A 14,146-nucleotide genomic window follows, 5' to 3' on the forward strand; every position below is an offset into this window, starting at 1 on the left:
GCCAGGGATTTGTGCACGATTTTCCGCGGCGGGCACGGAAAATCGTGCACAAAGCGCCGGGGCCTGCGCTAGAAGGCGGCGTTCTCCAGTTCCATGACGTCGGTGTCCAGCGTCTCGATCACCTCACGCACCGATGACAGCAGCGGCAGCATGTTCTTGGCGAAGAACTTCGCCACCGCGATCTTGCCGGTGTAGAACGCGTGGTCACGCTCGGTGGCACCGGCGAGCGCCGCCTGGGCGACCCCCGCGGCGAGGATCAACCGCCAGCCGATCACCAGATCGCCGACCGCGAGCAGGAAACGCACCGACCCCAGACCCACCTTGTACAGCTGCTCGGGGTCGCCCTGGGCGGCCATGAGGTAACCGGTCAATGCGGCGGCCATCGCCTGCACATCCGCCAGAGCCGTTGCCAGTCTGTCGGTTTCAGCCTTGAGGTCCGGCCCGGCAGTGTCGATGGTGGCCGTGATCTGGTTCGACACGTGAGCCAGGGCCGCACCCTGGTCCCGGATGATCTTGCGGAAGAAGAAGTCCAGCGACTGGATGGCCGTGGTGCCCTCGTACAGCGCGTCGATGCGTGCGTCGCGGATGTACTGCTCGATCGGATAGTCCTGCAAGAAGCCGGACCCGCCGAGCGTCTGCAGTGATTCGGAGAGCATTTCGTAGGCGCGTTCGGAGCCGACGCCCTTCACGATGGGCAGCAGCAGGTCGTTCACCCGGTGCGCCAGATCGGGATCAGCGCCCGAAACGAGTTGCGCGACATCAGAATTCTGATAGGCGGCGGTGTACAGATACACCGAGCGCAGCCCTTCGGCGTACGCCTTCTGCGTCATCAGGCTGCGTCGCACGTCGGGGTGTTCGATGATCGCGACGCGCGGCGCGGTCTTGTCCGCCATGTGGGTGAGGTCGGCGCCCTGGATGCGTTCCTTGGCGTAGGCCAGCGCGTTGAGATAGCCCGTGGACAACGTGCCGGCAGCCTTGACACCGACCGTCATTCGCGCGTTCTCGATGACCTTGAACATCTGCGCGATGCCGTTGTGCACGCCGCCGACCAGATACCCGATGGCGGGCTTTCCGTGGGCGCCGAACGTCAGCTCACAGGTGGGTGAGGACTTGATGCCCATCTTGTGTTCCAGGCCGGTGACGTACACGCCGTTGCGCTCGCCGAGTTCGAGCGTCTCGGGGTCGAACAGGAAGTTGGGCACGAAGAACAGGCTCAGTCCCTTGGTTCCCGGGCCTGCCCCTTCGGGGCGGGCCAGCACCAGGTGGAAGACGTTCTCGGCGGTGTCACCGACGTCGCCGCCGGAGATGAAGCGCTTGACGCCCTCGATGTGCCAGGTGCCGTCCTCCTGAGCGATCGCCTTCGCCCGTCCCGCGCCGACGTCGGATCCGGCGTCCGGCTCGGTCAGCACCATGGTGCCCGCCCAGCCCTTGTCCATCGCCAGCTGCGCCCAGTGCTGCTGCTCTTCGGTACCGACCTCGGCCAGCGTGTGGGCCATCGCCGGCCCGAGTCCGTACAGAAAGGTTGCCGACGGGTTGGCCGAGATGAGCATCTCCTGGATCGCCCACACCAGCGCCGCCGGCGCAGCCGTCCCACCGGCTCGCTCGTCGAGGCCCAGACGCCACCACTCCGCTTCCTTGACCACCCGGACGGTCTTGGCGAGCTCGTCTGACACCGTGATCCGGTGCTCGTCGGGCAGGAACACCGGCGGGTTGCGGTCGGCGTCGACAAACGACTCTGCGACAACGCCTTCCGCGAGTCGCGAGACCTCGTCGAGCATCGAACGGGCGGTGTCGGTATCGAGGTCGCCGTAGCCACCCGCGTCCAGGGCCGCACCGAGCGGCAGCACTTCGAACAGATTGAATTCGATATCGCGCAGGTTGGCGATGTAGTGGCTCACATACAAAGGATTGGCGGCGACGGAAAGGTACGCAACCGTAGGTTCCGTGAACCTACGGTTGCGTAGCCGAAGGGTGCGAGGTCACACCGAGACGTGACCTCCGTCACATGATGCCCGCGGGTGATTAGAGCTGGACGATGACGCTCTTGCTCTTCAGATAGGCATCGAGCCCTTCGCGGCCGAACTCCTGGCCCCAGCCGGACTGCTTGTATCCACCGAAGGGCACGTCGTGGTCAAAGACCAACTGGCAGTTGACCTGAACGCTGCCGGCCTGCAGCCGCTTGACGATGCGGTGCGCCCGGCTGACGTTGGTGGTCCACGCGGTGGCCGCGAGGCCGTAGCTGGTGTCGTTGGCCATCGCGACGGCCTCGTCTTCGGTGTCGAACGGCAGGATGCTCACCACCGGCCCGAAGATCTCCTGCTGGTACAGGCGCATTCCGGGATCGACGTTGGTCAGCACCGTCGGGTGCACGAAGTAGCCCTTGCGGTCCAGTCGGTAGCCGCCGGCGACGATCTCGACACCGTCGCTGCGGCCTTCGTCGATGAAGCTCAAGACCCGGCCCAGTTGCTTGGCACTGATCAGCGGGCCACTCATCACACCCTCTTCATCCGGCCCGCCGTACTTCATGAAGTTGGCGACACCCGCGATGCCCTCGACCACCTGATCGTAGACGCCGCGCTGCACGAAAATCCTTGAGCCGCAGACGCATCCCTGGCCGGAGTGAATGAAGATTCCCATGGCCGCACCGAAGATGGCCTTGTCCAGGTCGGCGTCGTCGAAGATCAGCACCGGCGACTTGCCACCGAGTTCCAGCATGACCTTCTTCAGGTTGCCCGCCGACGCCTTGACGATCTCCTTGCCGACTTCGGTCGACCCCGTGAAGGCGACCTTCTCGACGTCGGGATGCGCTGTGATGGCGGCGCCCGCGGTGTGGCCGTACCCGGTGATCAGGTTGATGACGCCCTCGGGAACGCCGGCTTCGTGGATCAGCCGGTCCAGCAGCAGGGCCGAAAGCGGCGTCTCCTCAGCGGGTTTCACCAGGCTGCTGCAGCCTGCGGCCAGCGCAGGCGCGATCTTGGCGCAGGCGTTGAAGATCGGGCCGTTCCACGGGAAGATCAGGCCGACGACGCCGTAGGGCTCGCGCAGCGTGTAGCCGTGCTGGTCGACATAGGCGTCGGAGGCGATGCCGCTGGTGCGGATGTCATAGGCGGTGCCGTTGATCTTGGAACACCAGCCGGCGTAATAGCGGAAGAACTCGGCGCAGGTCGGGACCACCAGCTCGGACTGCATCTTCATCATGCCGGTGTTGGCCGAGTCGATCGCCGCGAAGTCGGCAGCGTGCTCGTCGATCAGGTCGGCGATGCGCCACAGGATCTTGGCCCGCTCACGGCCGGGCATGCCGGACCAGACGCCGGACTCGAAGGACGACTTGGCGCGGGCGACCGCCTCGTCGACGAACTCAGGGCCGCAATCGGTGAATTCGCCGATCTGCTCTTCGCTCACCGGATCGATGATCGGGATGAGATCACCCGTGCCTGGGCGCTTCTGGATGTCCTCCAAGACCGACTGCAGCGTCATCGCGTGCCTCTCATCGTCAGCGACGCGCGCCCCGGGGTGAGCGCGCAACAAATGCTGTGCAGTTGCTTAGCATTGCCGTCGGCGGGTCGTCAAGAGTGGCTCACGACGGCGGTTTGTCTGGAAAGATCGGGAACGTGTCTGCCGGCCACGACTACACCTCCCCTGACCTGGCACGCAGCGCCCTGGTGCTGATCGACGTGCAGAACGATTTCGTCTCGGGGCCGTCGCAGGTCGACGGCACCGCCGAGCACCTGCCTGCGATGGCGCGACTACTCGAGGCGTTCCGCGCTGCGCACCGCCCGATCGTGCACATCGTGCGGCTGTACGTCCCCGGCGGCAGCGACGCCGACCCGCCGCGGCGCGCCATGATCGAGTCCGGCCGGCAGATCGCCGCACCGCACACCGACGGCGCTGCCGTGCCCACCGAACTGCTGGCCCACCCGTTGGACTACGACTCGCTGCTGGCCGGCGGTGTCCAGTACGTCGCGGCGGGCGAGGTCGTCATGTTCAAACCGCGGTGGTCGGCTTTCTACCGCACCTCACTTGATGAGCATCTCCGCGACCTCGGGGTGAACACCGTCGTGGTGGCGGGCTGCAATCTGCCGAACTGTCCGCGGGCCACCCTGTTCGACGCCTCCGAGCGCGACTACCGCGCGGCGCTGGTCACCGACGCCACCTCACAGGTGACGCCCGAGCGGCTGGCCGACCTGGCGCTGATCGGCGTCGCGAGGCTGAGCACCGCCGATATCGAGCAGTTCTTCCAGGCCGGTGCGACGGCCGCGCCGGCTCAGTGAAGAATTCGGTGCGTGAGACCGCACAGTAAGACGCACCCCTGACCGCCCTCGCGATCACCGCGGTGCTGCTGGCCGGCGTCGCCGCGGGAGTGATCAACGCGGTCGTCGGATCCGGCAGCCTCATCACCTTCCCCGTGCTGATGGCCGTCGGCTACCCGCCTCTGGTGGCCAACATGTCCAACTCCGTCGGGCTGGTGCCGGGCAACTTCACCGGCGCCTACGGCTACCGGCATGAGCTCGGTGGCCAGGGCGCCCGCATCGTCCGGCTCGGTGCGGTATCGCTGGTCGGAGCGATTGTCGGCGCGGTGCTGCTGCTCAAACTTCCACCGGGCGCGTTCACCGCGGTGGTGCCGTGGCTGATCCTGTTGGCCGGCGTGCTCGTGTTGGTGCAGCCCCTGTTGCGCCGCGCACTCGACGCGCGACGCGGCACCGAGCGGACTACCGACCATGCTGTGCCGCTGTACCTGGGCATCTTCGGGTGCGCGGTGTACGGCGGCTATTTCGGTGCGGCGCAAGGCATCATCATGATGGCCCTGTTCGGACTGTTCGTGTCGGAAGACCTGCAGCGGCTCAACGGCGTCAAGAACATCTCTGTGGGACTGGTCAATTCGGTCGCGGCCATCATCTTCATCGTCGTCGGCCAGGTGGCCTGGCTACCGGCGCTGCTGTTGGCGGTCGGCTCCACCATCGGTGGCTACATCGGGGCAAAGATCGGACGGCGCCTGCCGCCCAACGCCTTACGCGCCTGCATCGTGGTGGTCAGCGTCGTGGCGTTCACGGTCATGATGCTGAGGTAGCGAGTCACACCACGTACGACAGGACGAAGACACCGACCGACAGCCCCAGCATGCCAAGGCAATTGAGCCAGAATTCCTGCTTGAGGAAATCGGCACGGTAGTGCGCGTAGGCCGCGCACACGAAGTAGACGATCACCCCGACGTTCGCCGCCACCCCGATGCCCGGATACTTCAGCCCGGCCAGCAGTCCCGCCACGGCCAGCAGCTTGACGACGATCAACACCCACCACCAGTCCTGCGGAAGTTTCACTCCCTCAAGACATCCGCGGATGAACTGCGGCGGACGGATCGACATCAACGCGTCACCGAAGAGCACCGCCGCCAACAATGCGGTGGGCCACCAATAGTGCGGAATACCAGTCACTGCTCATCTCCTTGTGCCGAATCGTGAATGACGCAACGGACGACGTCGCGTAATTGGTCAGGTACCGACGCACCGCCGGACACTTGATTGCCGCCGGTCATGACGATGCCGAGGTAGGCGAAGTAGACGACCCGGGCGGCGCGTGGCGCGGCGACCTTTGAGAGCCCGGCGCGCGCCAGGACCGCCTCCAGTTCGGTGACCAAGGCGACGGCGAGGTCGCGGAAGATCGCCGATTCATGGCTGCCGCGAACGATGATCGAGGAGTACTGCCGGGACAACGCGGGGTCCTCGGCGAAGTACCGCAGAAACGGTGCGAGCAGCCCGATTACGGCATCGACCGTCGCGTCGGGGGTCAACGGGTCTGGCGATTCATCGCCGGCCTGACGGTCGCGGTGGACGGCGGCGATCCACTCGTCGAAGACCTCGATGAGCAAACCGTCCTTGTCGCCAACGCCCATCACGGTGCCTGTGCTGACACCCGCGTCGGTCGCGATCTGGCGAACCGTCGTCGCAGCGAAACCCTGTCCGCGGAACAGCCGTTCGGCGGACGCCAACACCTTCGCCCGGGTCTCGTCTCTCGCCGCGGCACGCGACTGAACGTGTTCAGTGAACATGTTCAACAGCATGGCGTACCGGTGCCGCATCGTCAAGCCGCAGCCCGGCGATCCGGCCCTACCAGCAAATAATCAACCCCGACACGGCCCGCGTAGGCGAGCAGAAGGCCCGCCGACGTGTCAGCATGGACCCGTGAGGCCAAGCAAAAGCAGAAGCCGAATCAGAAGCCTGACGACCGCTGCGACAGCCGCAATCCTGGTGGTACCGCCAGGATTGCTGTCCGCCGCACTATTGCCGACAGCACACGCGGCGGACTGTCCAGACGCCCAGGTCATCTTCGCCCGAGGAACCGATGAGGCACCCGGACCCGGCGGGGTCGGGACGGCATTCATCAATGGGCTTCGCACCGCAATCAGCCCGAAAACCCTTGACGTGTATGCGGTCGACTATCCCGCTACCACCGACTTCCCCACCGCCGTCGACGGAATTCGCGATGCCCGCAGGCAGCTCGTGACCACCGCTGCGGCCTGCCCGCGGACCAAGATGGTGCTCGGCGGGTTCTCGCAGGGCGCCGCCGTTGCGGGCTTCGTCACCGCGGGCACCATCCCCGAGGGGATCGCCGCCACCGACGTACCGGCCCCCATGCCGCCGGATGTCGCGGATCACGTTGCGGCCGTTGCCCTGTTCGGTAAGCCCTCCCCACGTTTCATGCGAGCCATCGGCTCCCCCACGGTCACGGTCGGCCCGGTGTATCAGCCCAAGACCACCGATCTCTGCGTTTCCAACGACCTGGTGTGTGACGCGCACGGGTCGAGCTTCGATGCCCACAACAGTTACGTCGACAGCGGATTGGTCACTCAGGGCGTCAACTTCACGATGAGCCAGCTGCAGGCGGGGTGGGCGGCCGACGCACTGGCCGGACCCGCGCCGTGGTCATCAACGACGGCGCAGGCCGCCGACCAGGCGGGTCGCGGTCAGCCCGCACCGGCCTCGACTCCGCAGACCGCCGCGGCGCCGGCCCACATGCCGGCGAGCGCGCCATGGCTCCCGGGGCCGGAGCAGGCCGCACCGTCGCCGGCACCGGACGCTCTACCCCAGTAGCCGCTACCGGAACTGCACACCCCGGCGCCGCACCCACCAATCGGCAAACAGCGTCCCGGCCAACCAGACCATGATCGCGACACCAAGGTGCACAGCACTTTTGGTGTCACGGCCGAGCACGGGACCGACGATGTGGGCGACGGCGGTCGGCAGCGCCCGCCACAGCTCGCGGTGCTCGACCCCGCCGATCGGGTCGGCGACGAAGTACAGCGCGTAGGGCAACGCCAACGAGGACAGCCACAGCACGATGCGCCGCCGGTCATGGCGCTGACCCCACCGCTGCACCAGCGGGACTTCGGCCACCGGCAGCAACACCGAGACCACATTGCCGATCCCCAGCCAGGACAGGATCGGCACCGCAACATTCGGGATCGTCACGCCGAGCCGTGCCGGCGTCTCCAACCAGAGGGTCAGCACCGCGGCCACCGCAAGCACCGGCAGGCCGACGAGGACCAGCAATGCCAGGTTCTTGTGCAGCAACATTCGCCACGGCGGTATCGACTCCGCCAGATGCCGCTGGACCCGATCGTGGTCAGCGCCAAGCACATTGGTCGTCGTGGTGTCGGCCAGCACGAACGATGAGAAGTACGTCCCGACCAGGATCACCCAGTCCTGGTGATGACGTCCGCCGGAGGCCAACGGCTGCACGGCGAGCCACACCAGGGCGAGCACGACATTGGCCACCACGCCGAGGAGCCAGCTGCGCGGCGGGGTGAACGCCCACCGCACTTCCGACCACACCGCGGGCCACATGATCAATCTCCCCCGTCAACGCCCCGCCCGGCCGCGGAGTGCGTGCGACGATACCCGGCAACAACCTTGCGGTACCTGTGAGCGCGGTGCCGCCGACACAGCTACGAATGGGAGCGCATGGCGGAACCGCACAGCACCGATCCCAGTGCCCCCATTCAGCTGATCGTCGACCTGCTCGCCCGGTCCCTGAATCGTGCGGTGCTGCTGGACGACACTGCGATGACGCCCATGACCTTCAGCCGTCAGCACGGCACCGTCGACGACGTGCGGATGCACAGCCTCATCGAGCGCGCCACGAAACCCGAAGTCATTGCAGGGCTCCAGGCCTTCGGACTCGACGACGCCGACCCGGGCGTCGCGATCCCGCCACTGCCGCAGCACGGCATGGTGGCACGGTACTGCGTGCCGGTGCGCTCGGCCGATGACCGCTTCGGCTACTTGTGGGTGATCGACCCGCAGCAGTCACTGACCGCGGCCGAACGCGCCTTGGCCCATCAGGCAGGGGCAGACCTGGTGGCGATCCTGGACCGGCGCCAGACCACGGAGCGCGCCGTGGAGTCCGCGCATCAAGTCCTGCTGACCCGGCTGTTGTCGGACGAGCCCCGCGAACCGGTGCTGCGTGAACTCACCGCCCACGACATGGCCCGGCCGGACAGCCTGCTCAGCGTCTTCGCGTTCGCGCCATCCGGGGATTCCTCCGGAACCGAGCAGCGTCGCATCGCATTGCGATTGCGGCTGTCCACCGTCGAGCGGACCCACAACTGGTTCGTCCTGCCGGGCAATCCCGTCAGCGTCTTCGCCTTCTGCCCGGCACACGTACGGGTGCCGCCGCAGCGGTTGGTCGACACCGTGACCTCATCGATCCAGGCCACCTTCGATGACGATCCGGCCATCGGTTGGTCGGGCACCCGGCTGCCCTTGTCGCAAGCCGCGCGGGCATTTCGAGATGCGCGGCTCGCCTGCGCCCTGGCCGCGATCGGCGCCGGTCCGGCCGGGTCGGCGACGGACTGGACCGCGGCCGGCTCGTGGCGGGCGGTGGCCCTGCTCGCCGACAGCTTCGCCGACTCTCCCGACGAACTCGATGCGCTGATTCACCCGGGTGTCGTCGCACTGTTGGCCGAGGGACGCGACGACCTGATCCAGACTCTCGAGGCCTATCTGTCCTCCGGCGGCGACGCGAGGCGCGCGGCCGACACCATGCACCTGCATCGCTCGACGCTGTATTACCGCCTGGAGAAGATCACCCAGGCGCTCGGTGATGACGTCACCGACCTCACCGATGGCGAGGCGCGCTTCGATCTGATGCTGAGCATCCGGCTGGCCCGGCTGCGCCGCCGCTGACCGCGCACGGGCTTCCGACTGCTGTCGGAAAAACAGCTGGATGTTGCGACAAGATGGCGCCTCGTTAGTCCCCCGCATCCCATGCCGATCGGCTTAGTATTCGCACACGCCAAAACGTGGTGCAGCTCACATCGTCGCTGGGCGTGGGCTGATAACGCCCTGACAATGCCGTCGGGGCAGCGCGAAGGAGACGACGTGAGTGGGACATCCACCCTGCAAAAGGGCCTGAGCCAGCGCCAGCTATCGATGATCGCGATCGGCGGGGTGATCGGCGCCGGGCTGTTCGTCGGCTCAGGGGTCGTCATCAAAAACACCGGACCCGGAACGTTCATCACCTATGCGCTCGCCGGGGCGCTGATCATCATGATCATGCGGATGCTCGCCGAGATGGCGGTGGCGAACCCGTCGACCGGCTCGTTCGCCGACTACGCCCGCAACGCACTGGGCAACTGGGCCGGCTTCTCGATCGGCTGGCTGTATTGGTACTTCTGGGTGATCGTGGTCGGATTCGAGGCCATCGCCGGAGCCAAGATCGTCAAGTACTGGCTGCCTTCGGCGCCGATATGGCTCACGGCCCTACTGCTGTTGATCGCGATGACGGCGACGAACCTGTTCTCGGTGTCGTCGTTCGGTGAGTTCGAGTTCTGGTTCGCAAGCATCAAGGTCGCGGCGATCATCGTGTTCCTGGGTGCGGGCTCGTGCTACGTGCTCGGCTTGTGGCCGAACAAGTCCATGGACTTCTCCAATCTGACGGCCCACGGCGGATTCTTCCCCCTGGGCTCGGCCGCGGTCACCGTCGGCGTCGTGACCGTCATCTTCTCGATGGTGGGCGCCGAGATCGCGACCATCGCCGCCGCTGAATCGACCGACCCTGAGCGTGCCGTCGCCAAGGCCGCCAACTCGGTCATCATGCGCATCGCGGTCTTCTTCGTCGGCTCGGCGTTCCTGCTGGTGACCATCCTGCCGTGGAACGGCAATCAACTCGCCGCGTCGCCGTTCGTCTCGGCCTTCACCGCGATGGGCGTTCCCTACGCCGACCACATCATGAACGCGGTCGTCCTGACAGCTGTCCTGAGCTGCCTGAACTCCGGCATGTACACCGCTTCGCGCATGCTGTTCGTGCTCGCCGCCCGCCGCGAGGCACCTGCCCAGCTCGTCTCCGTCACCCGCCGCGGAGTTCCGGCCGCCGCGATTCTCACGTCGTCTGTCATCGGGTTCCTGGGTGTCATCGCCTCGGCATTCTCGCCGGAATTCATCTTCAAGTTCCTGCTCGATTCCAGCGGTGCGGTGATCCTCTTCGTCTATCTGCTGATCGCGGTCTCCCAGATCGTGCTGCGGTACCGCAACGGCGACGGCCAGCTCAAGGTCAAAATGTGGCTGTTCCCTGTGTTGTCGATCGTCTCAGCGATAGCAATGGCCGCGATCCTGGCGCAGATGTTCATCCAAGGTGGAGACAACAGACGAGCCTTGTTGCTGAGCCTCCTGTCCTGGGCTGTGGTGATCGGATTGTTCTTCGCCAACCGCTGGTTCGTCTCCCGCCGGCCCGTTCCGGAGGTCATCGCCCCGACCGAGCGACCGCACCGAGTCCTGGTGCTGGCCAACGAAACCGTCGGCTCCGAAGAGCTGCTCGACGAACTACGCGCCATCGGCGCCGACAACGCCACCACCTATCACGTCGTCGTGCCCGTCAGCCCGATCGAGACCGGCGCCGCCGCCTCCCACGGTCCTCTCGATGTCTGGGAAGCCACCAAAATCCTTGCGCAGCAACGCCTTGATCAGACGCTCGCCGCGCTGCACTCGGCGAATCTGGAGGCCGACGGCAAACTCGGCGACTACCGCCCGCTGCGCGCTTTGGCAGCCGCCGTCGCCGAGTTCGAGCCCGACCAGATCGTCATCGCGACGGAGCCGCCGGAACAGTCGATCTGGCACCGCTTCGATGTCGTCGACCGCGCCCGGGCCGAGTACCACGTGCCGGTGACCAACGTGATCGCGATGGCGCCCGCCGAGGAGCCCGTCGCGTGACGATCATCGCCGGGTTCAGCGCATCCCGGCACGGCAGCGCCCCGATCAATCTCGCCGTGCAGATCGCGAAGACCACGGGCGAGAAGGTCATCGCGGCGGCGGTTCTCGAGCGCTCGTGGCCGCCACGCAACGACCCCGTCGAAGACGAGTACCTGCGCCACGTGAAGGCGCAGACGGCCCAGTCCTTGCAGGCCGTCGTCGACGGCCTGCCCGGGCGACCAGACGTCCCGACACTGGTGCACGAATCCGGTTCCATCCCAACAGGTTTGCTCGAGTTGGCGCAGGAGTTTCAGGCCAGGGCCGTGGTGCTCGGCTCGTCGTCGTCCGGACTGCTGGGACGTGTGGCACTCGGCAGTGTCACCGAACGTCTGGTGCACACCGCGCAGGTGCCGGTGGCGATCGCGCCCCGCGGCTACGCCTTCAACACCGGGCCGATTCGCCGGGTCACCGCCGCCTACGGCGGCGAGGCCGATAGCAACGGATTGATCCGCGCGGCCGCCGAGTTGGCCAAGGATTGGGGTACCCCGCTACGCGTCGTGGCGTACACGGTGCGGCCCGTGTGGGCGCTCGGTGGCGCCTCCGGCGCGGAAGACATGGTGGTCGCGCAATGGTCGAAGCGCACCGTCGACGATGTCACCAAGCAGCTCAACAAAGTTCGTGAGCAACTGGCCGTGCCCGACGTGGACATGATCGTCAGCAGCGGGCGGGATTGGCAGCAGGCCGTGGAGAACACGGGATGGTCATCAGGTGATGTGCTGCTGCTCGGGTCGGGCGCAGCCGGGCAATCGGCGCGGGTCTTCCTCGGGTCGGCGGCGGCGAAGATTCTGCGTCATTCACCGGTGCCGGTGATGATCATGCCGCGCGCCTGATTTCTTCCGACGAGTGGCCAGTTACGGCACGCAAATCACGAAAAAGCGTGCCATAACTGACCTTTCGGCGTCGGTCTAGCCCTTGCCGGAGAACGTCGCCTTGACCACGGGGCTGGCCGAAGGGGTCAGTGGTGCGGTCGGCGGGGCCGTGGACGTCGTGGTGGCGCCGCCGTCGATACGCGGCGCCAGCGGCGCTGGTTGGGCGACCGCCACGGTGGCGGCTCCCATGGCTACCAGGGCACCGGCTCCGATTGCGGCCGCGATGCGACGGACGTTGGCGGCGTTGGTCAGACGTGAACGGGACATCAAATTCCTTGTATTCATTGCGAGATGGATTGGTGCCGTCGGCCAGTGGCCACTCACACCGCCGACCGCTCACGTCCCGCAGATGTGAACTGCGCCAACCAATGAGCAATCGGTGCAGCGAAATCTGCCGCAGCGCCTGACCTGCGTCAATAGTCAGCGCAGATGTTGAACAGACTGCGCAATTGTGACGTGGAACACTGTGATCCACGCATCATTTTGCTCGGTTACCCGTAGGTTGGCATCCGCGTCGACCTCGCCACCGGAACCGCGTCAGGCACCCGACAGCTGAAGCCGCGCGTCCAACGACGCATCAATCATGTTGGGGCTCAAGATGTGATCGAGCACCGTGGTTGCGCAGCCGACGATGCCGACGCGCTCCTGCAACACCGACGGGACGACCTGCAGCGTCCGGGTGGCCAGGGTGCTGGCGTTGCCGTACAACGTTTCTCGTAGACCAGCGACGAATACGTCGTAGGCGCCGACCATGTCACCGGCGACGACCAGCACCGCTGGGTTGATCAGGTTCACCGCGGCGGCGAGCACTTCGCCGATGTGGCGCCCACTGTCACGAATCATGCTGCGAGCCTTCGCATCCCCACCATGAGCGAGAGCCACCACGTCACGCAGGTGGTTGACGGTGTACCCGTCGGCTTGCAGGTCCCGCACGATCGCCCAGCCGCCGGCGACCGCCTCCACACAACCCGTGTCACCGCAGCGACACGGAATACCTGCGGCCGCCGAGATCTTGCTGTGCCCGAAATCCCCGGCAGCCGCCGCGGCCCCGCGCCGGAGCTGACCGGCCATCACGATGCCGGCGCCCAGTCCGGTGGACGCTTTCACAACCAGCATGTCTTGCACGTCAGCGAATCCGAACCGCCGTTCCGCCAGGGCGATGACGTTGGCATCGTTGTCCATGACCAACGGAGCGTCGGTGAGATGCTGGAAGTACGGGGCCAACGGCACACCATCCCAGCCGCTCATGTTCGGGGAGTCCAGACTGGCTCCCCGCAGTTGATCGACAGTTCCGGGCAGGCTGAGCCCGATCCCGAAGACGCGGTCGCCGCGGCGTCCGGAGTCGTCCAACAGCGCCTCGATGCGCCTGACCAGGCCGGGCATCAGATCGTCTGGACGCATGCCGGGCTCTTGATCGATGTCGGCGGTGGCGAGGATGTCGCCGGCGAGATTGCACAATGCCAACTGGGTGCGGCTGCGCCCGATCGCCGCCGCGAAGACGATGCCGGCATCGATGTTGAACATGAGTTGGGTCGCCGGACGGCCGCCCGTCGACGCTGCGTACTCGGGCTCGATCACCAGCTCGTCGGCCTCCAGAGCCGAGAGCCGAGCCGTCACGGCGGTGCGGGACAGGCCCGTGATCCGGCCGATCTCACTGCGGGTGATGGCTCCGCGCCCCCGGATCAAGGCCAACACATCGCCGGGTGTGGGTGCCACCAACGTGCTGCTGAGCGCCATGCGCCCCATTGAAGCAAGGCGACACACACCCATGCAAGCGTAAGAACCCGATAGTTAGGTATTTGAAGTACTAAAGATGTGTTGCGGAAAATCCTAATCGGTGTAGGGTTCGCCCTGAACCGATCAAGCTCTAGGTATCCAAGGAGATCAGCAGTGACTATTCGGATCGGCGTCAATGGCTTCGGACGCATCGGGCGTAACTTCTTCCGCGCTCTGGACGCGCAAAAAGCGGCGGGCATCAACACCGATCTGGAGATCGTGGCGGTCAATGACCTGACCTCCACTGACGCGCTGGCT

14 protein-coding genes are annotated in these 14,146 nt (G+C 66.1%); 7 read left to right on the forward strand and 7 right to left on the reverse strand.

All coding sequences use genetic code 11. The features are described 5' to 3' along the window. Positions 1-68: 68 nt before the first annotated feature. Entirely contained in the window at positions 69-1,898 is a 1,830-nt protein-coding gene (locus tag AC1U2B_RS09410; protein ID WP_480216572.1) for an acyl-CoA dehydrogenase, read from the reverse strand. A 124-nt stretch (positions 1,899-2,022) separates the two neighbouring features. After that, entirely contained in the window at positions 2,023-3,477 is a 1,455-nt protein-coding gene (locus AC1U2B_RS09415; RefSeq protein ID WP_480216573.1) for an aldehyde dehydrogenase family protein, read from the reverse strand. A 134-nt stretch (positions 3,478-3,611) separates the two neighbouring features. Here AC1U2B_RS09415 and AC1U2B_RS09420 point away from each other — a divergent pair, with 134 nt between their 5' ends. Next, complete coding sequence (locus AC1U2B_RS09420) at positions 3,612-4,271, forward strand: cysteine hydrolase family protein (RefSeq protein ID WP_480216574.1); 660 nt, start codon at positions 3,612-3,614, stop codon at positions 4,269-4,271. 62 nt (positions 4,272-4,333) lie between these two features. Beyond that, positions 4,334-5,068, forward strand: a complete 735-nt coding sequence (locus AC1U2B_RS09425; RefSeq protein ID WP_082067894.1) for a sulfite exporter TauE/SafE family protein — start codon at positions 4,334-4,336, stop codon at positions 5,066-5,068. Positions 5,069-5,072: 4 nt separating this feature from the next. Here the strand turns inward: AC1U2B_RS09425 and AC1U2B_RS09430 are convergent, their stop codons facing one another. Further along, the gene (locus tag AC1U2B_RS09430) at positions 5,073-5,423 is read right to left on the reverse strand and encodes a DoxX family protein (RefSeq protein WP_480216619.1); all 351 of its coding nucleotides are present in this window, start codon (positions 5,421-5,423) and stop codon (positions 5,073-5,075) included. 5 nt (positions 5,424-5,428) lie between these two features. Further along, complete coding sequence (locus AC1U2B_RS09435; RefSeq protein ID WP_480216575.1) at positions 5,429-6,046, reverse strand: TetR/AcrR family transcriptional regulator; 618 nt, start codon at positions 6,044-6,046, stop codon at positions 5,429-5,431. Between the two features lie 232 nt (positions 6,047-6,278). Between AC1U2B_RS09435 and AC1U2B_RS09440 the strand changes: the two genes are divergently transcribed. Further along, complete coding sequence (locus AC1U2B_RS09440; RefSeq protein ID WP_480216576.1) at positions 6,279-7,088, forward strand: cutinase family protein; 810 nt, start codon at positions 6,279-6,281, stop codon at positions 7,086-7,088. A gap of 3 nt (positions 7,089-7,091) precedes the next feature. On the opposite strand, the gene AC1U2B_RS09445 is transcribed toward AC1U2B_RS09440, so the two are convergent. Beyond that, complete coding sequence (locus AC1U2B_RS09445) at positions 7,092-7,841, reverse strand: hypothetical protein (protein WP_480216577.1); 750 nt, start codon at positions 7,839-7,841, stop codon at positions 7,092-7,094. A 117-nt stretch (positions 7,842-7,958) separates the two neighbouring features. On the opposite strand from AC1U2B_RS09445, the gene AC1U2B_RS09450 reads away from it, so the two are divergent. From AC1U2B_RS09450 to AC1U2B_RS09460, 3 genes are all read left to right on the forward strand, one after another. Continuing rightward, positions 7,959-9,182 carry a PucR family transcriptional regulator gene (locus tag AC1U2B_RS09450; protein ID WP_480216578.1) on the forward strand — a complete coding sequence of 408 codons (1,224 nt, stop codon included), beginning with the start codon at positions 7,959-7,961 and terminating at the stop codon, positions 9,180-9,182. Between the two features lie 195 nt (positions 9,183-9,377). Beyond that, positions 9,378-11,204: an amino acid permease gene (locus AC1U2B_RS09455; protein ID WP_480216579.1), complete on the forward strand. Its 1,827-nt coding sequence runs from the start codon at positions 9,378-9,380 to the stop codon at positions 11,202-11,204. Further along, complete coding sequence (locus AC1U2B_RS09460; RefSeq protein ID WP_480216580.1) at positions 11,201-12,073, forward strand: universal stress protein; 873 nt, start codon at positions 11,201-11,203, stop codon at positions 12,071-12,073. The genes AC1U2B_RS09455 and AC1U2B_RS09460 overlap by 4 nt, the downstream gene beginning before the upstream one ends. 75 nt (positions 12,074-12,148) lie before the next feature. On the opposite strand, the gene AC1U2B_RS09465 is transcribed toward AC1U2B_RS09460, so the two are convergent. Both AC1U2B_RS09465 and AC1U2B_RS09470 read right to left on the reverse strand, forming a co-directional pair. Continuing rightward, positions 12,149-12,379 carry a hypothetical protein gene (locus AC1U2B_RS09465; protein WP_480216581.1) on the reverse strand — a complete coding sequence of 77 codons (231 nt, stop codon included), beginning with the start codon at positions 12,377-12,379 and terminating at the stop codon, positions 12,149-12,151. A 270-nt stretch (positions 12,380-12,649) separates the two neighbouring features. Then, entirely contained in the window at positions 12,650-13,849 is a 1,200-nt protein-coding gene (locus tag AC1U2B_RS09470) for an ROK family protein (protein WP_480216582.1), read from the reverse strand. 153 nt (positions 13,850-14,002) lie between these two features. Here AC1U2B_RS09470 and AC1U2B_RS09475 point away from each other — a divergent pair. Then, on the forward strand, positions 14,003-14,146 hold a 144-nt coding region (locus tag AC1U2B_RS09475), incomplete at its 3' end, for a glyceraldehyde 3-phosphate dehydrogenase NAD-binding domain-containing protein (protein ID WP_480216620.1).

The organism is Mycolicibacterium sp. P4_G11 (assembly GCF_056555145.1).

Bases quoted from the DNA above. Each gene is read 5' to 3' on its own strand.
- AC1U2B_RS09450 (WP_480216578.1), top strand. From the start codon at position 7,959: ATGGCGGAACCGCACAGCACCGATCCCAGTGCCCCCATTCAGCTGATC.
- AC1U2B_RS09435 (WP_480216575.1), bottom strand. From the start codon at position 6,046: ATGTTCACTGAACACGTTCAGTCGCGTGCCGCGGCGAGAGACGAGACC.
- AC1U2B_RS09445 (WP_480216577.1), bottom strand. From the start codon at position 7,841: ATGTGGCCCGCGGTGTGGTCGGAAGTGCGGTGGGCGTTCACCCCGCCG.
- AC1U2B_RS09465 (WP_480216581.1), bottom strand. From the start codon at position 12,379: ATGTCCCGTTCACGTCTGACCAACGCCGCCAACGTCCGTCGCATCGCG.
- AC1U2B_RS09415 (WP_480216573.1), bottom strand. From the start codon at position 3,477: ATGACGCTGCAGTCGGTCTTGGAGGACATCCAGAAGCGCCCAGGCACG.
- AC1U2B_RS09470 (WP_480216582.1), bottom strand. From the start codon at position 13,849: ATGGCGCTCAGCAGCACGTTGGTGGCACCCACACCCGGCGATGTGTTG.